The following is a 26,507-nucleotide window of genomic DNA, read 5'->3' as shown; positions in this document are numbered from 1 at the left end:
TGAATGGGCCTTGCGACTGTACCGGCAAATCAAAGCTCATAGCGTTGCCCTCTACTATTATAATGGTTTTTGGAAAAGCCCCAGTGGTTTTAGTTTAGCCAATCAAAAATATACCTTTCCTAAACTTTCAGTTTATGGTGCCAGTTACCGAGGGCCAGTGTTTAAAGGGATCTTTAATGCTGAAGCCGGCTATTATCAAAGTCATGATGATGCCCAAGGAAACAACCCTTTGCTGCGCAATGGTGAGTGGCGCGGCTTGTTGGGCTATGAACGAGAAGTCAAAGCCAACTTAAAAGTTTCCCTGCAATATTACATGGAATACATGGAGGACCATGCCAACTATGTTGCCAATAATCCAGCACCGAATGCTCAGAATGCAGTGAGGCATATGTTAACCTTAAGAATGACACAACTGTTGATGCAACAAAACTTGATGATTTCTATCTTTAATTTTTATGGTGTCAATGAGCAGGACGGGTTTTTAAAAGCCAGTGCCAACTATAAATTGGATGATCATTGGCAAGCAGAATTAGGCGGTAATGTATTTTATGGTAAAGATGAGTTTACCTTTTTTGGTCAATTTGAAGACGCCAGCAATGTCTATGCCTCTATAAGGTACAACTTTTGAATCGATGAAAAAACATTAAAGCTTAAGTACTTGGATTATTGTTGAGCATTTAACAATTAAGAAAATTAACTTTAAAACTCTGTGCCATATATTTACCGTTAGACCCTAGCACAGAAAACAATAGCAATCTCAAAAAACGGGTTGCTTTCTCTATTGTGACAAAGCAATCCGCAAATATTTTTTGTTTTATTGAACAGTATCCATTAAAAGTACAACACTTAGGCAGGGTCATCTGGGCAATATTCGTAAGAGCCTTCATACAGATACTCAAACATTCTTGAAATAAGTTGGTCCTTGTTGTTTTGATTGATAAGGGTGTTAACATATCTGCACTGTAGCTTTTGTAAACCATCATAGACAATAATTGTAATGCAGCCATTTTGAGTGTTGTAATAAATAGCTTGTTCTTGAAAAAAAGGCATGCTTGGGTCCTCTATATAAGGACGTCTTTTTTGCAAATATTCTATAACATGACCATCAATTGTTCTATTTTGATAAAAATCATTGTTATTGTAATTTTTATCCAGAGTAGAAGGTGTTGTTTCTTGATTAGGTAGGTCTTTATAAACACCTTCGGTGATGACGTTTCCATTGATGATAATCTTATTTTGATCTGGAGATATCAGTATTTCCAGGTCTTTTGTATTCAATAAAGGTAATAAATTTTGCGCTGAGGCGTTTTGAGTTAAGCCAAGACAGCCTATAGCGACACATAAAAGTTTTAAATAATATTTCATTTTGTTTCCTAACAACAATTAAGGTTTTGGTTTAAAGCAATAAAGATATGAATGTGTGGGGAAAAATATGTATGGCGCTAGGCGCCAAAATAGAAAAAGAATCCAGCAAAAAAGCTGAATGCAGTAAAAGAAATATGCCAAGCAGTATTGGTCATGAAAGCAATCTTTAAATTAAAATTTTTTAAATAGCAATATAAATAAACATAAATAATATTTATGTCTTGAAAAGTGGTTCTGATATTTGATCTGCTGATAGAGGGTGCCAATAACCAAAAGCAAACGTATAAAACATGTAAGTTATGAGACTTAAAGTAAAAATTTAAATAAAGTTATAAGGGCTGCATCGGTACATTTGGTAGGTGAGAGAAAAAATGTTACAATAACAGGTGTCCCAAAAAAATAAAGGTTTTACGCTGGTTGAGCTGGCCATTTCTATCGTTATTATTGGCGTAATTGCTGCAGTCGCAATTCCTTCTTATCTAAGGTTTGTCTTAAGAGCAAAAACAGCTGAGGCTGCTTTATTGGTTAAGACCATTTATGATGCAGAGTTGATTTTTGCCAGTAAAGAAGCCATGTTGATACGGCACTCACAGTATGGAGATGTTTTATGTAAAACAGTTCCTAGGTTTGCGCCGGTTTGTTTACAAGACGAAGCCAGATTGTACAAACCCATCAGTAAAAAAGTAAAGTTGTATTACCACGGCATTGGTGAGCTGGACTATGATCCAGTATCGCAAACCTGCACCACAGACAATTACTTTATTCACCCAAAATATTTAGGTTTGAACGAAGCAGCGGATCAAGAGCAAGTCACCACCAATCAGTATTCCAATAATATACGGGTGGGTCCATTTTACTCTTTTCCAGAGTCGTATTATTTGATGCGTGCAAAAAAAGATTTACTGTTGGCCGATGAATACGGTGTTCCTGTTGATGACACCATGATGGTTACAGCCATTGGCGACCTTGATGGCGATCATAATTTTAGTGATGAACCCACGTGGTGTGGTAGGGGCCCGTCGCCTTCAGATGCTTATTTTTCTTACAAAGATATCAGCATCATTGCCAGAGGCATGTACCGTGATGCAGATGGAGAAATTCGTAGCACAGAATTGATTAAGCTCAACCTTCAAGAATAAACCTGAACCATTACAAAACAGGTTGTTGTAAAGTCCTTAGACAAAGCTAAAAAAAGCGTAGCCCATCAATGTGACTTTATTTTCCCTAAAGCCCGATCAAGGTGATGGGTTAATTTAACCAGGGCATCATCGATAGCGGCATCCAGATTATCAGACTCAGCACTAACAGCGGTGGGTTTCATGTGTTCTAAACGTGCTTCTAGGTTACACTTAAAGATACGGTGACTCTTTTTATTGGCTTCATCACTCAGGTGTACTTTCAGCGTGGTGATGTTGGTCTCAAAGCGGGCAAGAGCATTATGGGTTGTGTCGGTTACATACTCTTGAACTCTTTCATCAACATTAACACTGCTATCGGAATTGATCATAATTTGCATAGTAGCAAGACTATACATAAAAAAAACAATAAACAAAATCACTTTAAGATCTTTAAAGATAAATATTAAGCGCTATTCGCTTATTAAGAAATTAGCGGCAGTCCTACAGCTTTTCTACCTTCGTTGCTTTTAAGCGAGAAATCTTGGCCAAGGTAAGCATCCCCGCCAGAACCACAAAGGAAAGCCATGGCTTGCGCCACCCACTGCGGTGGAATATGGGTGCTCCAGTCCAGTTGACTGACGGGGTTAAGGCCTGAGTCTTTGATGGTTTTTTGCATATCGGTGGCCACGGTACCGGGACTTAAACCTATAACTCTTAGACCTTGCTTAGCATATTCTTTATGCGCGCATTGGGTTAAAGAAAAAACAGCGGCTTTGCTGGAGCAATAATGGCTCCAGCCTTCTAAAGCGCTTCTGGCAGCGCCAGAGCTTATGTTGATAACCGTTCCTTTGTGTTTTAATAAATGCGGAATGGCGTATTTAAGGCCGTAATACACCCCTTTCACATTCACATCAATGACCTTACTCCAGGCATCCGGCTCGGAGTCAGCGAGTGTAGCTACTGGATCAATGATGCCGGCATTGTTGATTAGAACATCTAAACGCCCGGTTTTTTTTACTGCAAGGTCGATGGCAGCTTTGACATCTTTGCTTTTTGAGACATCCCCAACAAAAAAGTGGCTGTTAGGAATTTCGGCCGCAATTGTTTCTAAAGCTTTTTCGCTGCGAGCAAATAAAATAACTTCTGCACCCCGTTCGGCCAAATGGTAAGCAGCCGCTTGACCAATGCCTTTACTGGCACCAGTAATTAAAATTGTTTTATGGTTTAAAGACTGGGGCATGGTACCTCTAAAAACTTAAAAAATGTATAGTGCAATTAAAATACTTCCCAAGCTTGGCTTTCTAAAAAATCCTTGAGCGTGCGGGTGTTTTTAAATTTTTTTTTAATCAAAGTTTTTTTACGCCCACAACAAATATTTTTGATGATTTGCGGTTGTTTGGCGTAGCGCTTTGCGCCGCCAATCAATTCGTATAAGATATTACAAATGTCATATAAGTCTTCTAAAGGACTGCCTTTGTCATTGGGACTGTGCGCAGTGTGAAAGATATCAATCAATTTTATATCATACCGCAGTCCAGACTGTTGCAGCATGATGTTTTCCAGGTGCAAATCACCATGCCACTCTTTGTGTTTATGAATTTCCTCACATGCACAAACAATGGCGTAAAAAAGATGCAAAGCTTGATAGTAAGGCATGCCTCTTGGATGAAACTTTTTTAAATAGGCCTGGACTGAGCCTCCGTCAATAAAATCTGATAGTAAATATTGAATGCTGTGTTTTTTAAATCTAAAACTTTCTTTGTTAATGTATTGAATCAGAGCACTGCAGTTTCTTAACTTATGCAATTTTTTAGCATAGCTTTTTACGGTTTTATTGTTGAGGTTTCTGTGCGGATAAAAAAACTTGGCCGCGCGCTCTATATTGGTGTCCAATTCTTTGACCAAATAAACTTCACCTTCCCAACCTTCTCCCAGTTTTTTAACCAGTTGATACTTGGATGAAATTATTTTTCCATCTTCAAAATCAAAGGCATTGAGGATTGCAGGTGTTTTGCTTGTTTTCATGCTTTGGTACTGTATGCGGTATTGCCAGGGATATTGTTGGCTTTGGGTTTGATGTAGTCCACACCCAAATGCAATAAACGTGATCCGGCATCGCAGTTGGGGATCACATTTTTACCAATCACAATGCCAGCTTTTTCGCTGACCACTTTTTCTTTTATTTCGCCAAACACATTGTATACATGGGCAATGACTTGGCCGGCCTTGACTTCATCGGTGAGTTGCGGCAAAACATCAACAATGCCGCCGCGGGTAGAGTAAATCCAAAAAGAGTGATCGCAAATGGTGCTTTCATGAATCATGTCTTTGACTTTCCCTTTAATCATATGAAAATGGCGCAAAGTATTTAAAATACCTTCTAAGGTTTCATCAATCAGATTGTGTTGAAAAGCGTTGGGGTTGCCAATTTCAATGGTGATGGCTGGGATATTATTGTCATTGGCCCAGGCCCGCAGGGTACCCTCCACGTCATATTTTTGCACAATGATATGTGGGTTTTGTAGATAGGCCAAAGTCCGACAAGCATCGTTTTCTAAATCTGCTCTAATGTACAAACTGTTGACGCGTCCATGGCTGGCTGTGTGCAAATCCAGTAAATAATCAAACTTGCTCACCAGTTTTTTTATAAAGTAGTGGGCATAAAGCTGACTGGTTTTACCCACAGCTTTGCCTGGCATAATGCGATTAAGGTCTTGGTTGTCAGAAAAATAACGTTGGTTCATGAGATAACCCGGTGTATTGCTGATGGGGACCAAAACCAGAGTTCCAGACAGCTGTTTGGGATCAATTTTCTCAGTGAGTTTAAAAATGGTGGAAATACCATTGAGTTCATCGCCATGCAAAGCTGCGGTGATACCTACGGTAGGACCTTTATGGGCGCCGCGTAAAATAATCACCGGTATGCGCCAGGGCACACCCAAAGCGTTATCGGACAATTGAATATGCAAACGATGAATTTCTCCACGCTTGAGTGAAGAAATGTTTAAATCTTCTTTGGTTTTTATGATTTTTATGGCTGTCATTTAAATACAAATCTCCTTGAGCAAGGAAGCATCGTTGTCCAGAGACTTGAACAATTTCATCCTAAACTGACCTTTTTTGTTCACTAAATTTTTTGCCATTTTATCAATGGCTATGATGGTTAACAGGGTTTGAATATAGCCTTCAATCAAGTCATCCATGCCTATACCCAACATGTTAAAATCTTTTCTATCCAATAGCATCAAACGTGATGTATCGGAAGACCATTGATTGTTTTCCAGTTTAATAGAAAGATTGGTGCCCAAGACATCCCAACTGTTGCCACTAAACGAGGCTTCCAGAGGTTTTTTAGCCCGTCTTGCGTAGAGCGCACAAGGAGAAAAGCCTGTGTCTGAAGCGCAAACCATCATGCGTAGGTCAGCAATATAGATATTGCCTTTTTTATTGGGCAAGGTGCCCACGTGAAAATACTTGCCTTGCGCGCTATTGGAGCTCCAGGCATAATGACCAATGAGGCTTTGCACAATGAACTGATCGTAGGCATGCTCTTGCTGCATAAAGTTGGCAAGCTCGTCATCATTGGTGATGGTAAATACGCCTTGTCCGGCATTGCTGTAGGGAATTTTAATCACGGCCTTGCCGCCAAAACGTTTGACCCATAAAGGAACTTCAGTTTTATAAACATCTTTAATGGTTTCAGGCGTATTGATTTTTAACCCCGTGCCTGCCAGTTCAGAATTAAACAGTTCATAGGCTTTGTTGGCCAAGAGTTTATTTCTTCCGCCGGCAAGACAAATTAAGGTGGAATTGTAAATCAAAGTTTTGCAAATGGGTGGAATTCGGTTCCAGGGTTTTTGCGTGACATACCTAAATGCCGCCCGAATAGGGATATTTTTTCCTTGATGGCTATTGATTGTTAAAACACCGTCATCCATCCAGACATTGTTTTGATCATCATCTGAGTAAAAAGGAACCAGATAAACCTTTTCTTGGGTCAAGTCAGCTAAGGCAGCAGCATAACCAGAAACTTCCATGTAGTTTTTATCGTAAATCACCGCCAAAGCCCCATCAATCAAACGCTTTTTTTTAAGCAAGGGTAAAAAAGACTGTTGGATCAGAAAACGATAGCCGCGATACTCGTCGGATTCATCACCCCGCTGCGGCATGGATTTTTGTCCAGAAGGGCATGAGTTGGTTTCCAAAACCACCATTTTTTTATTGCCGGATTCGGTGGTCACGTAAAACAAATCCGAGCCACCCCAAAAATAATATTTACATTTGTAGCTTAACATCTGACTTAAAACCTCTGAGTCAACTTTTGGATTTAAGTGCTTGTAACGTTTGATGATCCGTTCATGGCTCATGTTAAAAAAATAACTTACCATGGGATGCAGTTGAGCATTGAGGGCTTTGGGATAAAAGTGATGTTCTTGTTCAAAGCTGTTGGGCGCAATGCATTCAATAGAGCGATTCACAGTGCAAAAGGTATAGGAAATAAGACTTTAAGCAAAGAAAAATATTCAAATTCAACGGACATACTGTGGTGTTGATTGTTGATAGTATCTTTCTATGGTGTCATAGAAATAAAAAGTTAAAACATTTTCTCTTAATCGCTTAAGATCAGAACATGTTAGCGCAGAGATTGATTCAAAAACATAATGCTCAATACAGCACCTATTATAAAACCCAACTCTATACCCATACCCCCATGGCTTTACTTGCTCTTAAAGAAATGGGGGCCAGCGATAAACGCTTAGAAAGTTTTTATCAAAAAAGTGCGGCAAAACTTAGAGCAAAATCAGCATCTTCATTAAAGATTGCAAGTGATAATTGGAGAGAGCACTTGGGTAACCATGAATATGAAACAGCCTATGTTCAATTTTTTAAAACCGAAATGCAACACTTGGGTCAAGACAAAATGATTGCACACTATTTTGATCAACTGATGCCAGGTGTAGCAGCGGCAGCTTTTCATCCACTCATCAGATTATTTTATGCTGTTCGGTTCAATATAAAGGAGGAGATCGTGATCAGTTTGGCCAGTTGGGCCACAAGTTATTTGGACTTGGGTTTAGATTCAAAGCTAACAAACACAGTCAGCATGCTTGATCTTTTAAAGCGCTTTAGGGAGCAAGACTTTAACCAAGGTAAAAAAATTGTGGCCCCTAATATTGCGCAACGGATGGCCATTGTAGCGCATAATCCTATGTTTAAAGACTTGTCTGCACAGCTGTTCTATGATGATTTAGAGGCCTCAAAACTTGAATCGGCCTTGTTATGGCTATTTTCACAAAATAATAATTTTACCTTATTGCATGCCATTACGTCTCATCATGCTTTTGAAGCTCTACAAAAGTTTTCCGCAAAACCAAAAATCGCAAGAATTTTAATGTGGAAAGCTTTGTTGGCTGCCTACCTGTCTACAACAGGCAGCATTGAGGTTGATTTTGATTGGCAATACCCTGACATGAAGTTTCCAGATTGGCCTAAACTGACGGCTAAAGCCATACAAAGCAATGAGGAGCATGTTATTAAACTGGTTCATATTTTGAGTATAAAGAACCGCAAAGATATAGATCAGCGGTTAAGGTATGGGGCAGCGTTGAAAATGGGTTTAATTGAATGATCAACAATAAAGGAAGTCAAAAAATCTTTTCTTAAAAAATAGAAGATTAAAGGTTTATTGTCTGATAAGACTTGCAACAAGTGGGGCAATTCGTATAAAATAGACTTCAGGCTGTGACATTAAAAGTGAGCAAAACTTAAGCACTGCTGAAAAATAGGCAGAGCAGATTTAAGGCAATTTGAAGAAAAATTATTTTTTAGCAAATAAAAACAAATACTTAGATTTTGGCCTAAATCTTGAATATATTAGGCACGAATCAAAAAAAGAAAGGCTATGAGCGTATGTATAAAAAATTGAGTTTAATGGTTTTAGCAACGGCGGTGACATTCATGTCGTCGTGTTTAAGTGAAAACTCAACCGGTTTTATGATTGGTGGAAGAAACGGCGTCAACACGCCGGATACAACCATTGATGCCGGTGGTGGTTTACTAGCATCCACATGGACACAGGTAGCGGTGCCAGATCCAAAGCTGGACCTTTTGTTTATTGTGGACGGTTCAGGATCCATGGCGGATGAAATTGAAGCCGTTCAGTCTGCCCTTAGTGATTTTGTGGGAGAAATTGTGGATAATGAAGATGTAGACCTATGTGTGGGTATTTCTTACGCTTACCCAGAAGACAGTCCTACCAATCACTTGCTCAATAACTCAATGCAGTCACCAGTTGTTTGTTCATCCGATTTTGCCAGCACAGTTGGTATGGTTTCAGCCGTCAGTGATAACTTTCAAGTGGCCATTGATAACCTAACCGGTACAGATGGTGAAGGCGGTTTGATGGCTCTGTTGAGAGCTGTTGGATCGCAAAGAGGTACTTACGTCAGCAATGGCTTTTTTAGAGACAATGCGGCCTTTGCTACCATTTTTGTTGCTGATGAGAATGATTATTCTGAATCCAATGGAACTGCATCATGCAACGGAGTCGACTTTGATTTAACGCCCATGGGTTTAGCCGAATCAAGCTGTTCAGAAGCCAGATTCCGCTATGATTTTTACAGTGACCTTTCTACAGGTGTTCGCATCTGGGATAGTACAACCATCACCAATGCTGTAACAAGTTTCCAAGGGACGTTGCAAACCTATTACGCCTTGATTGGTATTCGACAATCCGGTGATGGTACAGGTCAAATTACCCATGGGTACAATCAAGCCATTGATATACTCAACGGTGAGTATGTTCCTTTAAGTTTGGCGCAGGCAGCTGATTCAAGTCCAGCAGCGCAAGATACCTTTAACCAAGCATTGGAACCGGTTGCACAAGGTGCATCGCAAGCGGCGCAAATTTTAACCGTGTTTGACCTTTCGCAAAAAGCTTGTGAAGATGACAACCTAGAAGTCAAAGTGGCAGGCAGCGTGTTGAGTGATACTGAGTATAACGTTAGCATTAAGGTTGCCAATACAGGTGATGAGCTTACACGGATTACCATCAATGCTCAAAGCGCTGGTGAAGCAGGAGATCAAATTAAAATTACTTTCAAGCCAGATGAAGGTAACTGTTAACTTTCAACACAACGCTAAATGAAGTCTTATAAAAAGCTGGGTTTTAACCCAGCTTTTTTTTTGGAATGCAGAAACAAAAATAAAGACTTTAAATGGCATCTGTGTTTTTCAATGTTTGTTTTAAAGTGTCTGTTTTAGGGCAGGCTAAATTTTTAATGCTGGTCAAAATTATTTTTGGCCGTATACTATGAATGCACTATTTTTGGTTCTAATAATTAATAAGGAGAATGTATGTCAGACGTATACAATGTAGGTAAGAAGTTGGTGGAATTGTGTCAGGCCGGTAAAGGCATGGAAGCTTTGGACAGCTTGTATGATGAAAATATCGTCAGTGTTGAAGCCATGGACATGCCCAATATTGGCAGAGAACAAAAGGGTTTAGATGCCATCAAGCAAAAAAATGAGTGGTGGTACAATGCGCACGAGGTGCATACGGCCACGGTGGATGGACCGTATCCAAATGGCAATCAGTTTGCCGTCAACTTTAAATTTGATGTGACCAACAAAGAAAGCGGCCAACGCTTTGAAATGTCGGAAGTGGCCATGTACACGGTTGAAAACAATAAAATTGTTCGTGAAGAGTTTTTCTATACCACCGACAACGATCAATAAAAATTTGTCGGCTATGGAATGTGATGTTGATCAACAAAGCCTTCAATAGCCGGCAGTACCGGTATGCTGGAATAAAAACATTTAAAAATTGTGTTTCTTTAAAAAGAAAGTATTATTTTAGCTATGAACAGATTAACATTATTTTCACGTAAAAAACTTTTTGTCTTATCCACTCTAATGCTGTCGGTATTTTTGTCCAACTGCGGATTTCAGGTTGCCCCTTTTGAGGAGGAGGAGTCAGGAATGTGGACCCATCCCAGTTCAGCCACGGATTATATCAGTATTGAAGGCCCCAGTTACTTTGTGAGTGATCACCAAGTGGTGATGAACAGCTCCGGTGAAACGCTCATTGTTTGGCGCCAGTACGATGGTTTACGACGTAACATATACATGAGTCAGTACCGCAATGGACTGTGGACCCACCCGCAAAACATTACAGACTACCTTGATTTATTAAGTACATATAACGTTGATGATGTTCATGTTGCATTGGATGATGCTGGTGATGCTATCATCATCTGGAGCCATTACAATGGTACAGAAGACAACTACTATAAAGCTGAGTATCGCAATGGGGTATGGAGCTTCCCAGCGGATCTAAATGATTATTTTAATCCAAGCGGTACCGGTGTGTCAGATGCAGATCTTGCCATGGACAATAACGGCAATGCCATCATTGCCTGGACTCAAGATGATGGTCTTGTAGATCGTGTTTATAAAAGTGAATACCGCAATGGTTCTTGGATGCACCCAGCAAATCTTATGGATGCCATCTCCCCTGTAGATACAGATGTTGATGAAGGGCCCATGTTGGATATGAATGATAGTGGTGAAATAGTCATTGCCTGGTTACAAGAGGATTTGAGTTCTGATCTTGCCGTGTATTTTAGCGAGTATCGCAACGGTTCATGGGACCATCCTGCTATCAATGAAGCCATCAGCCCAGATCTAGAAGATGTTTTAGAAGAGGACTACTTGAGAGTTGCTTTATCTGATAATGGAGAGGCCATCATAGCATGGATTCAAGATAACGATGTGGATGATCATTTGTTTTTCAGTGAGTACCGCAATGGTTCTTGGAATCATCCTTCAGCTGGAGACTATATAAGCTTGGATGATTACAACGCAGAGCGGATTGAGTTGGATATGGATGCACAAGGCAATACAATCATTGTTTGGGAACAATCCAGTCCTGATGGAGACAGTGTGTTTTTAAGTCACTATCAAAATGGAGCCTGGACCCACCCTGTAGATGAAAATGATGCAATCAATCCAGGCTGGATTGACCCGTTCTATTCGGGAATTGATACCCCTAACGTTGCCATGGACAGTGAAGGCAATGCGGTTGTTGCTTGGGAGCAAAATTCAGATATCAATGACCCACAAGAGGAGCCCACCAATCAAATTTTCTTCAGCGAATACATCAATGGTGTATGGTATCATCCAAGCTCAGCTACAGATACGGAATATGTGATCAGTAAAGCGGTAGGGCATTCAAGAGATGCCAAGGTTGCCAGATCTGATAATGGAGAAGCCATGATTGTTTGGGAACAAAGTGATGGCATGGGCAATGACTTCCTTTTCTTTAGTGAATACAGAAAATAAAAATTAAACAGCTATGGAGCTAGAGTAGCTTGCTGCCTTCTCCATAGCTATTTTTTGGGCAACCTTTGTTGACAGAAAAAAGCTTACCCATGTAAAAAACATTCCATCTATTTTTATAAGTTTTTCTTTTGTATACTTTAAAGATGCTTAAAAAAACTTTTTTCAATACCTTACTTGTTCTCTTTTTAAGTACCTCTTTCTTAAAAATTTCAACAGCTAAAGCAGAACAACCCATGATGGATTGTGACAAGCGAGTTGTGAGTACGATTTTTGATATGCAGGATCTTGCATCCAGCAGCAAGACTTGCCCAATGGATCATGGTGGCATGAAAGTGGCCTTGATAATAAATGCAGACTTGAAACAAAGAGGCTGTTGTTCACATCATAAGGGTGTATGTGGGTGTGCAGCAGATGGAAGAAAGCTTTGCTGTGATGGTACACCCAGTCCAAGTTGTAGGTGTTAGCTGAGTGAATAGTGATCATTAAGCATGGTGTGTACACGTATAGCCCTTTTTAGAAGCAGCTTGTAATTCAAAGCTTAAACAAGGTATACTCTTAAGAGTGAGAGATAAAATTTATAGCAAGTGCATGATTCTGTGCATGTTTTTGCTTTATCAAGTGAGCATGGCCCAAGAAGGGCTAGTGATGTCAACAGCAGATATGAGAAAAGATTATGGTGTGTCTCAAAGCATGCTGTATAAACGTCTAGAGGTTTTATCAAGTGCCACACACGGGAATGTGTTGCTTGTCACGCAGGATGAAAATGAATTAGAAGAGCTTCAAAGCTATACGCAAAACAACAATATAGCTGTTCATATAAGTTATTTTCAGCCAAAAACAGATGTTTTTATGCATCCTTGGTTAAGGGATGAAATTGTAGGCTTAGATCAAAAAACGTTAAATTTAAAATATGCAAATACAAGTCAGTTGGCAGATGTACTGAGTTTGGCAGAAGCGGCCATAAGCATAGAGAATATGCCAACAATGCAAGGCGGCAACTTTATTTCCAATCATCAAGGCCTGTGTATAGTTGCCAGCAGAGATGTAAAAAAGTTAAGTCGCCAAGATCAATGGAAGGCTGTGTTCAACTGCCAAAGTTTCCTTGACATTGATTTTAGCTACTTTGGTTTTAAACATAACAACAATCACATAGATACCTTCATGAATTTTATCGATGCAAACAACCTTGCTGTTATGGATATTGATACCCAAAGCTGTATTGATGCCGGTTTAATTGCACCAAATGACACAGAAACGCTTGAAATCAACATGTTTAACAAAGCAAGGCTTGATAATATTGCCAACAGCCTTAGAGAAAACTTAAAACAAACGCAGGTTAAAGTTCACCGTATTCAAACAAAGTTTTCATGTATTCTTCCATTCAACCATTATGCCTTAACAACTAAACCAGACAGTTTAAGCAGCATGTTCAAAGCCTCAGAAAACCTAGAAACTCAGGAAAAAAATTATATTGTTTTATCCCCCACCAATTGGATTTTGTTGAGTGAAAGTTTAATTGTACCGCAGTACACACACAAAGAATTTTTTGATGATAGCCAAAAAGCAGAACCAACAGCCCGGCAAATCCATGATTTAAATCAAGACTACCAAAAGCAAATAAACAGGTTACTTGATGCTGCAGGCATAAAAAAACAGGTATTCTCATTCCCAGTATCCATGCATGAAGCTTTCTTAGGCGGAGCCGCCAGATGTTTAACGGTTAATTATTATGGAGAGTTATAAGTTTGTTGCTGTAACTTTTGATGCAGTAAATACAAAAAGAACGATTGACTAAAACATTATTTTAAAGAGCTTTTTGCATATGAAGACTCTTCATTCTTTTTTGGATCAGGTTTGATATTTTATTAAACACTTTGACTTGTGGCCAGGTGTTTTGTGATTCTTCAAGTAATATAGGAAGTTGATTTTGAATTGAGTCAGCCGTTTTTTGCAGGGTTTCAAGTAAAACACCTTGGCTTAAACCTAAAGTTTTTTCTTGTGCCAGCAATTGGTTTTTTCCTATTTTTGAAAATTGATCACGACCCCCAATTTTAAAAGAAAAGTGAGAAACCAACTTAGGGTAAACAGCGGTCGATAAAAGGTCATAAAAAGGGGCCAAGGTATAGCCTTTGTCTGCATGTAAAAGAAGTGAGATGTTTTTTGAATGCGAGTCATTGTTGCCAATGATGAGATTGAACATGACCCATTTCAAGTAGTGTTCAAGAGCAAAAAATCTATCGTAAGGATTGATGTGTTTTTTTAAGATTTGATAGTTGTCTACTAGGCTGGGGCCCCCCTTATTCTCATATTTATTTTCAGCCAAAATTCCTTGAGCTTGACAGAGATCTTCTTGATGCAGTCTAAAATATGTTTGATCTTTGTTTTGTTGTCGGTCATAGCGCTCAGCAATAAAAAGGGGGTATGGGCCTTCTAAGATAGAGCAGTTGGCTACAGTTAAACCAATTCTTTTTGCAAGCTGCATGCAAAAGTATTCATTAAATACAGACTCAGTAACGCCAAAACGCCAAATGGGAGCTTTAACAATGTGCGTTGTGGGTGAATGATCTTGCGGTAAAAAAACTTTTCCATCTTGATAAATGCATGGAAACTTGTCTTGAGCGCCGGCAATGGAAAGATAACCAGGGTTTTGATTGGCAATTTCACTGGCTATAGACTGATGGTTTTTTAAAGCGCTATAGATTTTATTGAGATCAATTTCTTTTAGTGGCTTTGCTGGTATAGTTTTAATGCTATCATGACTATGGATTGTCATGGCTCCAGCACAGTCTTGGCCGTAGTACTGCATAAACTCAAACACTTCTACTGTGTTTTGCTGCATTTTTAAGTCATGCAAGACATCTCCCTCAGGCATCAAGTTTTCAAAAAACGCTTTGGTCAGGTAATTTTTAAAAGGCTCTTTTTGCAGAGGCAGGGATAAACTGATGGGAAAAGCTTGGGAATGATCCAGCCAATTTGAGCTGTACTGAAACGACAAAACCCCTTCGGCATCTTTTCTAAGTTGCCCCACAACTTGGTTTTCAAAGAACACAAATAAAGTGTTCATACGCGTTCCATTTCTAGATTTACGGTAAAGCCAAGAATTTCAGATAATCGTATCAGTGTATTCAGTCGAATACTCTGATTGCCCAGTTCAATTTGACTGAGGCCATTGAAAGAAAGCTGGCAAAACTTGGCCACCTGTTTTTGGGTTAAGCCCAGCTCTTTTCTTCTCTGTTTTATGGCCAAACCCAGCGTTCGTTCATTGTTTATGGTGATGTTTACAGTTCTCACTATAATGAGAATAACAAGATAAAGCTGTGAATTCAAGAAAAATCTCAGTATAGAGAGAATGTATAGAGTGTAGCCTAGCAAGGCTCTCAATTCTCACTATAGAGAGAATTAAGAGTTGTTTCAACAGCCTATCGTCATCTTTTTCGCATGTCGAGTTTGTCTTTAAATCAAAATATGCAATAACTAAGATGATAAATAGGTAAGGCAGGAATGTATACGCATAAAAAAACTTAGTTTAGGAAGTGCTATGAACTTAGAAAAAACTGATGTTAAAAACTATAAATATAAAAAACTTGGATGAGCGATGAATGAAATTAAATGTCCGCACTGTAAAAAAGCCTTTAAAATTGATGAAGCCGGTTATGCAGAAATTGTAAAGCAGGTTCACAACAGCGAGTTTGAAAAAGAGCTGCATGATCGCTTGGAATTGGCTGAAAAAGAAAAAGCCAGCGCCGTGCAACTGGCAGAAGAAAAAACCAAGAGTGAATTGCGCACCGAGTTTGTAAAACTGCAAAAGCAGTTCTCTGATTTAGAATCTGAAAAAAACACAAAAATCATGAAGCTTCAAGCACAAGTGGATGCGGCTGAGACCCATAAAAAACTGGCGCTGAGTGAAGCTGTCAACACCTTGGAAAAAGAGCGAGATGCTCTGGCCAACAAGCTACAAAGCAAAGAAACCGAACAAAAATTACGAGAAACAAGCCTAAAGGATAAATACGAATCAGAGCTCAAGAGCAAAGAAGAGATGATTGCCTACTACAAAGATCTAAAAGCCAAGATGAGCACCAAAATGCTGGGTGAAAGTTTGGAGCAGCATTGTGAGATTGAATTCAATAAACTCAGAGCCACAGCCTTTCAAAACGCCTACTTTGAAAAAGACAACGATGCCTCTCTTGGAAGCAAAGGCGACTATATTTATCGTGAGCTAGGAGACAAGCAGGCAGAACTGATCAGCATCATGTTTGAAATGAAAAACGAAGCCGATCAAACAGCCAGCAAAAAAAAGAACGAAGACTTTTTGGCCAAGTTGGATGCAGACAGACATAAGAAGGGCTGTGAATATGCTGTGCTGGTTTCCCTGCTTGAAGGAGACAATGATCTGTACAATACCGGTATTGTCGATATGTCACACAAATATCCCAAAATGTATGTGATTCGCCCACAATTTTTTATTCCCATGATTACTTTGTTAAGAAATGCAGCCATGAACTCCATGCAGTACAAAGCTGAGCTTGAAGTGGTGAAAGCTCAAAACATTGATGTCACCCATTTTGAAAAAGAATTGGAAGACTTTAGGGATTCCTTTGGTCGTAATTTCAGGTTGGCTTCAGAAAAATTTCAAGCAGCCATAGAAAGCATCGATAAATCCATTGCCCAGTTAGAAAAGACCAAAAAAAGCCTGCTCAGCTCAGAGAACAATTTAAGAATTGCCAATGACAAAGCGGATGATTTGAGTGTAAAAAAATTAACCAAAAACAATCCAACCATGAAAGCAAAGTTTGATGAACTCAAAAATGAATAGCCATTTACGGATAGTTCCTAAGAAAAAATGGCAGGCGAGACAGGACTCGAACCTGCAACCCACGGCTTTGGAGTTCCATTTAATGATAAATATAAAAGAAATTTAGGTGCTACTGGCACCTTTGTTTTAACATTTGTAATATACTGTATAGTAGTATATAGTATATATGTGTTGAAAATTCTTTTAACAGCATGCTTAATATTCTCATTAAAACTTTTTGCACATCCAGTGTCATTTAAAGGTTCAGTACCCATTACATGGATGAATGAAGAAAGAAAAACAGAAGCCATCACTACATATTCAATAAAGTACTGGTGGGGAGTAGGGTCTCATTATTTCAGAATTGAAGACAATAAAAAAGATTTGGATGCACTTTTTGCTAAGACAAACTTTTTACTTAAACGTTGGAACAAAAAAGATTCTCAAGCAAATATTTATGCTTGGTTGGGTGCAGGTGCCCTTTGGAATGATAATTCACATTTTACTTATTTAACTGGAATTCAAGCCGATTATGAGACGCGCCGTATTTATACTGAAGCAACTTTTAGAAGTTTAAGAACCTTTGATAACAGCGAAGTCGTAAATATAGCACAAGCCTCTTTTGGTCTTTCTCCTTATTTAGCTGGATACGAAGATCTTCAATCATGGATGATTGTAAGGGGAAACTACACACCTGAACTGGAAGATCAATGGATGATCAGTACACTTTTGAGGTTTTTCTATAGAAATGTTTTTTGGGAAATGGGTGCCAACCATAAAGGGCATCCAATCATAAACTTAATGGTTCATTTTTAATGAACAGAGGAGTAAAAAAGTGAAAAAAATCAATTTAAACTTATTTAAACAGAGTTTATATACAGCCACCCTGATTTTATTCGGGCTTTTGCCTGCCTACTCAGCTGAACAAATAAAAGTTAAGGTCAATGGCTTTGTTTGCTCTTTGTGTGGGCAAGGAGTTGAGAAACAATTTAAGAAAAAAGGCAATGATGCTGTTTCAAAATTTGAAGTTGATATGGACAGTAAAATTGTGACCTTAACCTTAAAGGAAGGCAAGCAGTTAGACGATGCATTTATTCAAAAAGCCATTGCTGATGCTGGTTATTCAGTAGAAGAGATAATGAGAGACAGCAAAACCAAAGGATCAGATCTAAGCAGTGCAAAGAAAGAACAAAAACATAAAAATCAGAAAAAGAAGAAAGAAGCAGTAAAAAAAATTGAGAAAATGAAGCATGACCAAACTCATGAACACAGGCATGATCATGAGCACTAGGAGAAATAAATGAAAAAAATACTTTCAGTTTTTTCATTATTTACATCAACAGCAACGCTTTTATGTTGTGCTTTGCCTTTCTTATTGGTTTCTATAGGAGCAGGTGCAGTTTTGGCTGGTTTGGTATCTAACGTGCCTCAAATTGTCTGGGTATCAGAAAATAAAAATCTAGTGTTTATTATAGGTGGTATTTTACTGTTATTAAGCTGGGCAATGAATATTTACCGTGAAAACATATCATGTCCAGTGGATAAAAAACAAGCCTGCTCAGATAGCAAAATTTTTTCCCATAGGGTCTTTAAAATTTCAGTTTTTATTTACTGCATAGGCGTATTTTTTGGATATATTTTACCTTTGATGAAAGGTTAATTTAAAATGAACAACCAAAATCCTGACCATAAAAAAACATTGCACCGTATCAATAGACTTAAAGGTCAACTCGATGGTGTGGCACGTATGATAAAAGAAAGAAAGTATTGTCCTGATATCTTGCAGCAGACCAAAGCTATTAAGTCAGCAATTAAGTCTCTTGAAGCTGCTTTACTTGAAGGGCATTTAAAACACTGTGTTAAAAATGCATATATTTCTAACGATGATCAGGAACAAGAAAGCAAAATAAAAGAACTTTTGCAACTGTATTTAAAAAATACCTAGAAAAATATTATGAAAACAGCAACTTTATATAGAATGGTTACAGATAAACATATTTGTCCTTTTGGAATAAGATCAAAACACCTTTTAAAAAAACAAGGATATAAAGTAAAAGATATACATTTAAAAAGCCGAGAAGAAACGGATGAATTTAAAGAAAAGCACGGTGTGGAAACAACACCGCAAGCATTCATCGATAACAAGCGTATAGGCGGTTACGAGAGTCTTTTGAAATATTTTAACCAGTACAAAGAAAAGCCAGAAACCACATACACCCCAGTTACAGTTGTTTTTATCATAGCACTATTCATTGCGTGGGCTATGCAACAATTTTCTTTACTTGAAGTTAATTTAGTTCAATTGTTTGAGAACTTTGTAGCTTTGAGCATGTGTCTTTTAGCCATGTTGAAATTGCGAGACCTTTATGCTTTTACAAACCAGTTTATCACCTATGATTTATTGGGAATGAGATATCTCCCCTATGCTTATGTTTACCCATTCATGGAAGCTGCAGCCGGTGTACTGATGTTGGCAAATCTTTGGCCGCTATTATCAAGCGCAATGGCATTGACTATAGGTCTTATTGGCTCAATTTCTGTGATAAAGGCCGTTTATATTGATCAAAGAGAATTAAAGTGCGCATGTGTTGGGGGTAAAAGCAATGTTCCCTTAGGCTTTATATCTCTATCTGAAAATTTAATCATGGTCAGTATGTCAATTTGGCTACTCATAAAATAAAGCTTAATCAGTTTGGCAGACAATGATTTATAATGTCTTGGGACAGTCAACGAAACCTTAGGTGTAAAAATGGCAGGCGAGACAGGACTCGAACCTGCAACCCTCGGCTTTGGAGACCGATGCTCTACCAATTGAGCCACTCGCCTACAGTTTTAAAATTGATAAAATATAAAAAATTTATTCAATCTTAAAAAACCTTTATTACAATCGAATGCAATAAAGATCAATGATAAAAACATCTTTATTTACATGCTTATCGTGTGTATGCTGGGCGTTTGCTTGAGGAGTTTAGTGATGTTGGTTCATTTATTAAAAGATGTTTTAAAAATTTTAAAATTTTCTGCGCCCTTGATTTTTGCCAGTTTATTGCAAATGGCCATGGGGATTATTGATAATATGGTGGTGGGACATTACTCTACCCAAGCTTTGGCCAGCATGGCCGTGGCCCATGGTATTTTTATTGTGTTCTTTTTGTTAGGATTGGGAGTGCTTTTGGCTTTGCGCTCTTTGATTGCCCAGGCCTATGCGGCAGAGCAAAAAGAAATTATAGGTCAGTATGTCTGTCAGGGTATTTTGCTGTGTATCCCTTTTACACTCATTACTTGGTTAGCGTTTTATGCCTATGAACCCATTTTAACCTGGGCCAAACAAGATCCCAGTTTGTTCCATTATGCTGGCGACTATTTAAAAGTCTTGGCTTTGAGTATACCGGCTGTTTTTGCTTTTATTACCTTACGCCAACTTACCGAAGGTTTGGGAGATTTGAAAATATCCATGTGGATTGCCTTGGGTGGGGCGCTATTAAATATTCCCTTGGATATGCTGTTTGTCTTTGGCTATGGGCCTATCCCCAGCATGGGAGCAGCGGGTGCAGCCATGACCACTACAGTTTTGCATTTTTTGATGTTATGGGCCTTGTTGAGTTACATCAACAAGGGCAAAAAATACCAAGAGCTGTATGTGTTTCGTAAGGATGCCTGGTTGTGTCTATCCAGAACAAAAGATATTTTGCGTATTGGTTTGCCCCTGGCAGGCGTGCGTTTGGGTGAAGTGGGCTTTTTTATTTATTCCATGCTGCTTATGGGGTGGTTGGGGGTGAATACTTTGGCCAGTCATCAAGTGGCCATCAATGCGGCTTCAGTGAGCTTTATGATTCCCATGGGCATATCCATGGCCATGACGGTTTGGATTGGTCGTGAAGAAGGCAAAAAAAATCTAGAAGGCGTGCGTTATTTTGGTTGGTTGGGTTTTCTGACCGGATTTTTGGTGATGTTGCCTGGAGCCTTTGTGTTTTGGTTTTTTCCTGAACCCATTGCAGCTTTATTCACCAGTGATGCCAAGGTTATTCAAGACGCAGCGCTACTCTTGCATTATGCAGCCATCTTTCAAATTTTTGATGGGACTCAGGTCATGGGCGTAGGCATTTTACAAGGGGTGAATGATACCAAGGTTCCTTTTTTTGTGATCATGCTTACCTTTTGGTTGATTGGGGCACCTTTAAGTTACCACGCAGCCTTTACTTTAGGTTATGGCGGGGAAGGCGTTTGGGGCGTTTTGATTTTGGCTTTGGCTCTAACGTCACTGGCGCATATGCTGCGCTTTGCTTTGGTCCTAAGGCAAAAAAACAAGAATGTGATATTGTGAACAAGGGGACTTGAGCAAGTTTAGTTAAGGATAGCAACCCATATCTTGCGCTATACCTAAGGCGACTTGTTCCCCTAAGCGATCCAAGCCAGCGGCATTTAAATGAATGTAATCACCTGGATGGTGAAATTGTTCAGGCTTCAGATCTGCTCTTGAGTTTGGATAAACCAAAGTAAATTGTTTGGGCATTTCTTGTGCTAATTCTTGTTGTACTTCTTCCAATAAATCAACACCTGAAATAAAAGTATCTTCATTGGCAAGGTCATGCATGATGCTGGCATAAACTTTTTGGGCACCGGTTTGCGCAATTAAGTCTAAAATATGACTGCGCAATTGCTGTTTAAAATTGGCTTTGCTCAAGTTTCCGCTGTTTAAAGCAAAAGCATCATATTCACCGGCATACATATAAACGTAAACCGGGGCATTGGGCAGAGCTGCTCGTGCTTGACTGATTTTTGCATAGCCAGCTTCAAGGCCAGGCCAAGTGGGATTGTTGATCCAGTATTTATCGGGTTCATTGCTATTGGCGGCTTGGGCAGTTAATGATGTTGCGCCTCGATATAAAGGAACGGCAATCACTTGTTTGTTGGTCAAAGCATGGTAAGTTTTAGCAAACATGTAGTACCAACTGTGATATTTTGATTCAGCCAATACATAACTGGGGTAGCCTGCGATGTTCCATTCACCAATGCCGGTGCCGTTGCTTTCATCATAGGCAACAAGGCCTTGAGATGTTTTAAATTCCATCGCGATTGATTCGGCTAAGTTTTTTCCTTGTGTATTGCCGGATGGGGATTGTTCACCCTGAATATTGCTTTGACCGTGAGCAATCCATATTTGAGCTTGTTGGTCTAGGCAATTTTGTTCTAATAAAGGTTCTTCTGATGCGCCGGTGCAATTTAATCCAATGAACAAACAATACATCAAAAATAAAAAAACAAGACTTTTTAAAGACTTGCGATGTATGTTTTTAAAGCTGTTTGAGGTCTGAGAAGTAGGAAGTTCAATCTTGTTTGAGGTAAGCATTGCCAACAGCGGGTAAAAGGTGTTTTTTTAATTTATCCATAAGCCTGGACTCAATTTGTCTAACCCGTTCACGAGTAACACCAAAATCTTGACCAATGGCTTCTAGAGTCATGGGGTCATCGCTCAATAAACGTTTTTCTAAAAGCAAACGCTCTCTTGGCTTAAGTTCATCATAGATACTGTCTAGCTTATCTTTCACAATTTCAGATAAGTCATAAGAGACCAGCTGGCTTTCAATATCTGAGGACTCGTCTTCCAAGGTGTCGCCAAAGGTGCGTTTTTCATCACCGTCGTTGCCAAGGGGTTGGTCTAGACTCATGTCTTTACTTTGAATGCGGGCCATGGTGGCCACAAAATCTTCTTCTTCCATGTCCAAAGCAGCAGCCAACTGTTTGTTGGTGGGGGCGGCACTCGGATTCATGGCCGAAACTTCCTTGCGGGCTTTTTGTAATGAGCTGAACAGTTTGCGCTGGGCGCGGGTGGTACCTGTTCTGACAATACTCCATGAACGCAAAACAAAGGCTTGAATATAAGCTCTAATCCACCATACGGCATAGGAGATGAGTCTAAAACCTTTTTCCGGATCATATTTTTGCACGGCATGCATCAGCCCCAAGTTGCCTTCTTGAATCAACTCGGACATGTTGACGCCATATTTGGCATATTCACGTGCTATTTTAACCACAAAACGCAGGTTTGAAATCACCAATTTTTCAGCGGCATCTCTGTCTTTGTGTTTGTACCAACGCATGGCCAAATCGTACTCTTCTTCACGGGAAAGAACAGGCAACTGCCCAATTTCTTGCATGTAATGATCCATGCCAGATTGTAAGCTGGGTAAAGTACTGGATTTTTTCTTAACTACCGGTGCGTCGGTCATGATGGGACGTAACATAGCCTGTATGCGGTTTTTGTCAAGCGCAGAAATTATAAGGCTTAGGTCAAAAATGTTAGCCTTGAGAGTAGCGCACTTAAGCATGCGCTACCCCTAAGAAATTTTCGTGGGCTTATAAAGTAAAAGCAATAAACTGACGGCCAAATTTGGGGCGCTCAGTGTACAATAAAACCGATTGGCCTTTTTTAAGTTTATCAAGCACAGCTCGGTAGTCACTGTTGGATTTTATGGCTTGTTCATTGATTTTTAAAATAACATCACCTTCTCGCAAGCCTTTATCAAAGGCTTTGCTGCTACGATCTATGCTGGTAACAATCACGCCCTGCGTGCCTTCATCCAACTTTAGCTGTCCACGCATGGGAGCTGTTAAGGTTTGGGTGATTAAACCCAAGCGGTCAGGTTTGTTGGAAGGTTTTTCTTCTTTTTCAGGGTTTGGATTTTTTTGCGCCAATTCACCATCATCAGGAAGTTTGCCAATGGTTAGGGGTACATCCAGCTCTTTTTTGTTGCGCCATAGGGTTAAGGTCACTTTTTTGCCCACTTTTAAATTGGCAATTTTCTTAGGCAAGTCATTGAAGTTAACAATGTCTTGACCATCCACTTTTAAAATAACATCTCCAGCTTTTACGCCAGCTTTGGCAGCTGGACTGTCTTTTTGAACAGAAGACACCAAAGCGCCTCTGTTGTTGGGTAAGCCTAAAAACTTGGCATGTTCATCATCAACTTTTTGAATGTAAACGCCCAACCAACCGCGGGTTACGCTACCTGTTTCTTGAAGCTGGGTAATAATATTTTTGGCCAAGTTAATGGGAATGGCAAAGCCAATACCTTGTCCTGATGCCACAATGGCGGTGTTAATTCCCACGACCTTGCCTTCAAGGTTAAACAAGGGCCCCCCAGAGTTGCCGGGGTTAATAGAGGCATCGGTTTGAATGAAGTTGTCATAAGGGCCAAAACCAATGGTGCGTTCTTTAGCGCTGACAATACCTTGAGTCACCGTGTGCGATAACCCAAAAGGGTTACCAATGGCCACCACAATTTCACCGACTTGCAATTGATCAGAATCTCCCAAAACCAAGGGTTGCAATTCTTCTTTGGGTTCTATTTTAATCAAAGCCACATCGGTTTTGGGGTCGGCACCCACCAACTTGGCTTTGTATTCGCGGTCTTGACCAATGGTGACCGTGATTTCACTGGCTTTTTCTACCACATGGTTGTTGGTGACAATCAAGCCGTTTTTGTTAATGATAAAACCGGAGCCAAGACTGGGGCGTTGGATTTCTTGCTGAGATTCCCCTCCTTGATCACCAAAAAAATGTTTAAAAATATCCGAACCAAAAAAGTCTTCAAAAGCGTCGTTGTTCTGGCCATTGGGGTTGCCAAAAAAGCGCGGACGATTTTGTTTGATCACTTGTGTGGTGCCTATATTGACCACGCCGGCATCAGAGTTTTTGGCCACTTTGATAAAAGTGTCAGCGGCAATAGCGCCACCTTTCCAGGGAACAGTTAAAGGGGTGTTTTCTTCATCCTCAACCCAAACTTTGTCTTTAGATGAAGTTGAGGTTTTTGCTGAAGATGTTTTTTTGTTGTGTTGAGGTTTCCACTTATCAAAAAAACTTTGTCCGTTTTCTCCACAAGCGCTCAAGCCCAACATTAAAAAAAGTGTGAAAAATAAAGGTTTTAGTGCATGTATGTGTTTCATTGTTTTTTCCTTAAAAATAAATCCCCATTAAATGTCAACAAAGCATAGACAAATGTATATTTCAGCTTATATTAAGCCCCCAGGATATTTTTATGCAAAGAAAAAAACAAAAAAATAAAAAATCACCCAACCCAAAACGTTCACCCATGCAGTTTTTACTGATTGGCCTTGGCTTGTTATTGGTCATTAACTTGTTCATGTCGCCCAGTCGCCCGGACAAAATTCCCTACAGTGAGTTTAAGGCAAAAATTAAGCAAGATGTTTTTAAGCGGGTTTACTTTTCTGATCCTTATGTCATTGGAGAGCTCAAAGACGGTGTTGAGCATGAAAGCAAGTTTACTGCGCCATCTTGGATGAAAATAGAGCCGTCTTTATCGGCAGTCAAAGTTCCAGAAGATAAAAGTCTGGTTGAGCTTTTGGATGAAAAGCAAGTGCCTTATGAGCATAAAATTCAAAATCGTGCGTTTAGAGACTTTTTACTGACCTGGATCTTACCTTTGGGCTTGATGTTTTTCTTATGGACCTTGTTTATGAAGCGTATGGGCGGAGGACCGGGTTCAGAAATTATGCGCTTTGGTAAAAGTAAAAATAAAATGCAGGCGCAAGAAAATATTAAAACCCGCTTTAAAGATGTGGCCGGGCAAGATGAAGCCAAAGATGAATTGGTAGAAATTGTAGACTTTCTTAAAAACCCCAAGCAGTTTACGCATTTGGGCGGCAAGTTGCCCAAAGGGGTATTGTTGGTGGGCCCTCCAGGAACCGGTAAAACCTTATTGGCCAAAGCCGTTGCCGGTGAAGCCAAAGTTCCATTTTTTTATGCCTCAGGTTCAGATTTTGTTGAGATGTTTGTGGGCGTTGGCGCTTCACGTGTGCGTGATTTGTTTGAGCAAGCCAAAAAACAAGCACCTTGCATTATTTTTATTGATGAATTGGATGCTGTGGGTAAGTCAAGATCCGCCTCTAACTTAGGTGGTCACGATGAACGTGAGCAAACCTTAAACCAACTTTTGGTAGAGATGGATGGTTTTGATTCTAAAGCCGGTGTTATTGTTTTGGCGGCCACCAACCGGGCAGAAATTTTGGATAAGGCTTTGTTGCGAGCCGGTCGTTTTGACCGCCAGATTGGTGTGGGTCAACCGGATGTTAAAGAAAGACAAGCTATTTTAGAGCTGCATTCCAAAAACATCAAAATGGATGATGCCGTGGATTTAGAAGTTGTTGCCAAAGGCACCACCGGCATGGTGGGAGCTGACTTGGCCAACGTCATCAACCAAGCGGCTTTATTGGCAGCCCGTTTTAAACGTAAAACGGTTATGGCAGAAGATTTTGAAGAGGCCATTGAGAGAACCTATGTTGGCCTTGAAAAGAAAAAAATGACCATTCGACCGCATGAGAAAAAAGTGGTGGCTTACCATGAGGCTGGCCACGCCATTGTTGCTGCGTTGAATAAAAGTGCGCATAAAGTGCATAAAATCTCAATCATTCCCAGAGGTTTAAGCGCTTTAGGCTATACCCGTAACATTCCTGTGGAAGACAGGTACTTGTCCAGCAAGTCAGAGCTGATTGCAGAAGTAGATGTGCTTTTGGGTGGCCAGGCCGCAGAAGACACCATTTTTAAAGAGATTTCTACCGGGGCATCAGATGACCTTAAGCGCGCCAGTGCCATTGTGAGAGGCATGATCACCAAATATGGTATGGGAGAATCTTTAGGTTCGGCTACGGTGTATGATGACTTCAGTGAAGAAACCATGAAGAATGTAGATCAAGAGATCAAAGGTTTCTTAAAAGATAGAATGGATGCAGTGAAATCTTTGTTGAAAAAACAAATCAAACTGCTTGAAGAAGTTGCTCAGACCTTACTGGAAAAAGAAGTGCTTGAAGCCAAAGAGTTTGAAGAGCTGGTCAGCAAACACACCGGCGGTAAAGTCGCGTTTTAACATCAA

Annotated in this window: 27 protein-coding genes and 1 tRNA gene; 16 read left to right on the top strand and 12 right to left on the bottom strand. The window is 39.7% G+C overall.

Annotated elements, in window-relative coordinates; translation table 11 throughout:
- A partial coding sequence (locus tag MRY82_06610; protein MCI5072593.1) for a hypothetical protein occupies positions 1–628 on the top strand: 628 nt, incomplete at its 5' end.
- Between the two features lie 218 nt (positions 629–846).
- Here the strand turns inward: MRY82_06610 and MRY82_06605 are convergent.
- Positions 847–1,365 (bottom strand): hypothetical protein, encoded by a 519-nt coding sequence (locus tag MRY82_06605; protein MCI5072592.1) that lies wholly within the window; start codon positions 1,363–1,365, stop codon positions 847–849.
- Between the two features lie 386 nt (positions 1,366–1,751).
- On the opposite strand from MRY82_06605, the gene MRY82_06600 reads away from it, so the two are divergent.
- Entirely contained in the window at positions 1,752–2,504 is a 753-nt protein-coding gene (locus MRY82_06600; GenBank protein MCI5072591.1) for a prepilin-type N-terminal cleavage/methylation domain-containing protein, read from the top strand.
- A gap of 65 nt (positions 2,505–2,569) precedes the next feature.
- Here MRY82_06600 and MRY82_06595 read toward each other — a convergent pair whose 3' ends face one another.
- The 5 genes from MRY82_06595 to MRY82_06575 all read right to left on the bottom strand — a co-directional run bounded on the left by MRY82_06595 (position 2,570) and on the right by MRY82_06575 (position 6,961).
- Complete coding sequence (locus MRY82_06595) at positions 2,570–2,872, bottom strand: HPF/RaiA family ribosome-associated protein (protein ID MCI5072590.1); 303 nt, start codon at positions 2,870–2,872, stop codon at positions 2,570–2,572.
- 92 nt (positions 2,873–2,964) lie between these two features.
- Positions 2,965–3,723: an SDR family oxidoreductase gene (locus MRY82_06590; GenBank protein ID MCI5072589.1), complete on the bottom strand. Its 759-nt coding sequence runs from the start codon at positions 3,721–3,723 to the stop codon at positions 2,965–2,967.
- Positions 3,724–3,758: 35 nt separating this feature from the next.
- Positions 3,759–4,508, bottom strand: a complete 750-nt coding sequence (locus MRY82_06585) for a protein kinase (GenBank protein MCI5072588.1) — start codon at positions 4,506–4,508, stop codon at positions 3,759–3,761.
- Positions 4,505–5,527 (bottom strand): succinylglutamate desuccinylase/aspartoacylase family protein, encoded by a 1,023-nt coding sequence (locus MRY82_06580; GenBank protein ID MCI5072587.1) that lies wholly within the window; start codon positions 5,525–5,527, stop codon positions 4,505–4,507. The genes MRY82_06585 and MRY82_06580 overlap by 4 nt, the downstream gene beginning before the upstream one ends.
- Positions 5,528–6,961 (bottom strand): hypothetical protein, encoded by a 1,434-nt coding sequence (locus MRY82_06575; protein MCI5072586.1) that lies wholly within the window; start codon positions 6,959–6,961, stop codon positions 5,528–5,530. It lies immediately after the preceding gene.
- 152 nt (positions 6,962–7,113) lie between these two features.
- Between MRY82_06575 and MRY82_06570 the strand changes: the two genes are divergently transcribed.
- The 6 genes from MRY82_06570 (at position 7,114) to MRY82_06545 (ending at position 13,568) form a co-directional block, all read left to right on the top strand.
- The gene (locus MRY82_06570; GenBank protein ID MCI5072585.1) at positions 7,114–8,112 is read left to right on the top strand and encodes a questin oxidase family protein; all 999 of its coding nucleotides are present in this window, start codon (positions 7,114–7,116) and stop codon (positions 8,110–8,112) included.
- A gap of 281 nt (positions 8,113–8,393) precedes the next feature.
- The gene (locus MRY82_06565; protein ID MCI5072584.1) at positions 8,394–9,608 is read left to right on the top strand and encodes a hypothetical protein; all 1,215 of its coding nucleotides are present in this window, start codon (positions 8,394–8,396) and stop codon (positions 9,606–9,608) included.
- 231 nt (positions 9,609–9,839) lie between these two features.
- Positions 9,840–10,220, top strand: a complete 381-nt coding sequence (locus tag MRY82_06560) for a nuclear transport factor 2 family protein (GenBank protein ID MCI5072583.1) — start codon at positions 9,840–9,842, stop codon at positions 10,218–10,220.
- Between the two features lie 123 nt (positions 10,221–10,343).
- The gene (locus tag MRY82_06555; protein MCI5072582.1) at positions 10,344–11,825 is read left to right on the top strand and encodes a hypothetical protein; all 1,482 of its coding nucleotides are present in this window, start codon (positions 10,344–10,346) and stop codon (positions 11,823–11,825) included.
- 143 nt (positions 11,826–11,968) lie between these two features.
- Positions 11,969–12,289, top strand: coding sequence for a hypothetical protein (locus tag MRY82_06550; GenBank protein ID MCI5072581.1), 321 nt, complete (start codon positions 11,969–11,971; stop codon positions 12,287–12,289).
- Between the two features lie 181 nt (positions 12,290–12,470).
- Positions 12,471–13,568 carry a hypothetical protein gene (locus MRY82_06545; protein MCI5072580.1) on the top strand — a complete coding sequence of 366 codons (1,098 nt, stop codon included), beginning with the start codon at positions 12,471–12,473 and terminating at the stop codon, positions 13,566–13,568.
- A 61-nt stretch (positions 13,569–13,629) separates the two neighbouring features.
- Here the strand turns inward: MRY82_06545 and MRY82_06540 are convergent, their stop codons facing one another.
- A complete protein-coding gene (locus MRY82_06540) occupies positions 13,630–14,889 on the bottom strand; it encodes a type II toxin-antitoxin system HipA family toxin (protein MCI5072579.1) in 1,260 nt (419 codons plus the stop codon).
- Entirely contained in the window at positions 14,886–15,071 is a 186-nt protein-coding gene (locus tag MRY82_06535; GenBank protein MCI5072578.1) for a helix-turn-helix domain-containing protein, read from the bottom strand. Before MRY82_06535 ends, MRY82_06540 begins: the two co-directional genes overlap by 4 nt.
- A 349-nt stretch (positions 15,072–15,420) precedes the next feature.
- On the opposite strand from MRY82_06535, the gene MRY82_06530 reads away from it, so the two are divergent.
- From MRY82_06530 to MRY82_06505, 6 genes are all read left to right on the top strand, one after another.
- Entirely contained in the window at positions 15,421–16,638 is a 1,218-nt protein-coding gene (locus tag MRY82_06530; protein ID MCI5072577.1) for a DUF2130 domain-containing protein, read from the top strand.
- Positions 16,639–16,806: 168 nt separating this feature from the next.
- Positions 16,807–17,433, top strand: coding sequence for a hypothetical protein (locus MRY82_06525; protein MCI5072576.1), 627 nt, complete (start codon positions 16,807–16,809; stop codon positions 17,431–17,433).
- 19 nt (positions 17,434–17,452) lie between these two features.
- The gene (locus MRY82_06520; protein ID MCI5072575.1) at positions 17,453–17,908 is read left to right on the top strand and encodes a heavy-metal-associated domain-containing protein; all 456 of its coding nucleotides are present in this window, start codon (positions 17,453–17,455) and stop codon (positions 17,906–17,908) included.
- A gap of 9 nt (positions 17,909–17,917) precedes the next feature.
- Positions 17,918–18,277, top strand: coding sequence for a hypothetical protein (locus tag MRY82_06515; GenBank protein MCI5072574.1), 360 nt, complete (start codon positions 17,918–17,920; stop codon positions 18,275–18,277).
- Between the two features lie 6 nt (positions 18,278–18,283).
- Positions 18,284–18,562, top strand: a complete 279-nt coding sequence (locus MRY82_06510; protein MCI5072573.1) for a metal-sensitive transcriptional regulator — start codon at positions 18,284–18,286, stop codon at positions 18,560–18,562.
- Positions 18,563–18,571: 9 nt separating this feature from the next.
- On the top strand, positions 18,572–19,297 hold the full coding sequence (locus tag MRY82_06505; GenBank protein MCI5072572.1) for a glutaredoxin: 726 nt from the start codon (positions 18,572–18,574) through the stop codon (positions 19,295–19,297).
- 70 nt (positions 19,298–19,367) lie between these two features.
- Here MRY82_06505 and MRY82_06500 read toward each other — a convergent pair.
- Positions 19,368–19,443, bottom strand: a tRNA-Trp gene (locus MRY82_06500).
- Between the two features lie 148 nt (positions 19,444–19,591).
- Between MRY82_06500 and MRY82_06495 the strand changes: the two genes are divergently transcribed.
- A complete protein-coding gene (locus MRY82_06495) occupies positions 19,592–20,941 on the top strand; it encodes an MATE family efflux transporter (GenBank protein MCI5072571.1) in 1,350 nt (449 codons plus the stop codon).
- A gap of 24 nt (positions 20,942–20,965) precedes the next feature.
- Here MRY82_06495 and MRY82_06490 read toward each other — a convergent pair whose 3' ends face one another.
- From MRY82_06490 to MRY82_06480, 3 genes are all read right to left on the bottom strand, one after another.
- Positions 20,966–21,967, bottom strand: coding sequence for an SGNH/GDSL hydrolase family protein (locus MRY82_06490; protein ID MCI5072570.1), 1,002 nt, complete (start codon positions 21,965–21,967; stop codon positions 20,966–20,968).
- Entirely contained in the window at positions 21,945–22,862 is a 918-nt protein-coding gene (locus MRY82_06485; protein ID MCI5072569.1) for an RNA polymerase factor sigma-32, read from the bottom strand. Before MRY82_06485 ends, MRY82_06490 begins: the two co-directional genes overlap by 23 nt.
- A gap of 112 nt (positions 22,863–22,974) precedes the next feature.
- Positions 22,975–24,564, bottom strand: a complete 1,590-nt coding sequence (locus MRY82_06480) for a DegQ family serine endoprotease (protein ID MCI5072568.1) — start codon at positions 24,562–24,564, stop codon at positions 22,975–22,977.
- A gap of 92 nt (positions 24,565–24,656) precedes the next feature.
- On the opposite strand from MRY82_06480, the gene ftsH reads away from it, so the two are divergent.
- The gene (gene ftsH, locus MRY82_06475; GenBank protein MCI5072567.1) at positions 24,657–26,501 is read left to right on the top strand and encodes an ATP-dependent zinc metalloprotease FtsH; all 1,845 of its coding nucleotides are present in this window, start codon (positions 24,657–24,659) and stop codon (positions 26,499–26,501) included.
- The last annotated feature ends 6 nt before the right edge of the window (positions 26,502–26,507 follow it).

Source organism: bacterium (genome assembly GCA_022763185.1).
Taxonomy (GTDB): Bacteria; Bdellovibrionota_G; JALEGL01; order JALEGL01; family JALEGL01; genus JALEGL01.
Note: the sequence above shows the minus strand (reverse complement) of the source record. Positions and strands in the feature narration are given on the sequence as shown.

Coding starts and splice junctions, on each gene's coding strand:
- MRY82_06605 (MCI5072592.1), bottom strand. CDS start 1,365: ATGAAATATTATTTAAAACTTTTATGTGTCGCTATAGGCTGTCTTGGC.
- MRY82_06595 (MCI5072590.1), bottom strand. CDS start 2,872: ATGATCAATTCCGATAGCAGTGTTAATGTTGATGAAAGAGTTCAAGAG.
- MRY82_06590 (MCI5072589.1), bottom strand. CDS start 3,723: ATGCCCCAGTCTTTAAACCATAAAACAATTTTAATTACTGGTGCCAGT.
- MRY82_06585 (MCI5072588.1), bottom strand. CDS start 4,508: ATGAAAACAAGCAAAACACCTGCAATCCTCAATGCCTTTGATTTTGAA.
- MRY82_06580 (MCI5072587.1), bottom strand. CDS start 5,527: ATGACAGCCATAAAAATCATAAAAACCAAAGAAGATTTAAACATTTCT.
- MRY82_06570 (MCI5072585.1), top strand. CDS start 7,114: ATGTTAGCGCAGAGATTGATTCAAAAACATAATGCTCAATACAGCACC.
- MRY82_06565 (MCI5072584.1), top strand. CDS start 8,394: ATGTATAAAAAATTGAGTTTAATGGTTTTAGCAACGGCGGTGACATTC.
- MRY82_06560 (MCI5072583.1), top strand. CDS start 9,840: ATGTCAGACGTATACAATGTAGGTAAGAAGTTGGTGGAATTGTGTCAG.
- MRY82_06555 (MCI5072582.1), top strand. CDS start 10,344: ATGAACAGATTAACATTATTTTCACGTAAAAAACTTTTTGTCTTATCC.
- MRY82_06550 (MCI5072581.1), top strand. CDS start 11,969: ATGCTTAAAAAAACTTTTTTCAATACCTTACTTGTTCTCTTTTTAAGT.
- MRY82_06545 (MCI5072580.1), top strand. CDS start 12,471: ATGTCAACAGCAGATATGAGAAAAGATTATGGTGTGTCTCAAAGCATG.
- MRY82_06540 (MCI5072579.1), bottom strand. CDS start 14,889: ATGAACACTTTATTTGTGTTCTTTGAAAACCAAGTTGTGGGGCAACTT.
- MRY82_06530 (MCI5072577.1), top strand. CDS start 15,421: ATGAATGAAATTAAATGTCCGCACTGTAAAAAAGCCTTTAAAATTGAT.
- MRY82_06515 (MCI5072574.1), top strand. CDS start 17,918: ATGAAAAAAATACTTTCAGTTTTTTCATTATTTACATCAACAGCAACG.
- MRY82_06510 (MCI5072573.1), top strand. CDS start 18,284: ATGAACAACCAAAATCCTGACCATAAAAAAACATTGCACCGTATCAAT.
- MRY82_06505 (MCI5072572.1), top strand. CDS start 18,572: ATGAAAACAGCAACTTTATATAGAATGGTTACAGATAAACATATTTGT.
- MRY82_06495 (MCI5072571.1), top strand. CDS start 19,592: ATGTTGGTTCATTTATTAAAAGATGTTTTAAAAATTTTAAAATTTTCT.
- MRY82_06490 (MCI5072570.1), bottom strand. CDS start 21,967: ATGCTTACCTCAAACAAGATTGAACTTCCTACTTCTCAGACCTCAAAC.
- MRY82_06485 (MCI5072569.1), bottom strand. CDS start 22,862: ATGTTACGTCCCATCATGACCGACGCACCGGTAGTTAAGAAAAAATCC.
- MRY82_06480 (MCI5072568.1), bottom strand. CDS start 24,564: ATGAAACACATACATGCACTAAAACCTTTATTTTTCACACTTTTTTTA.
- ftsH (MCI5072567.1), top strand. CDS start 24,657: ATGCAAAGAAAAAAACAAAAAAATAAAAAATCACCCAACCCAAAACGT.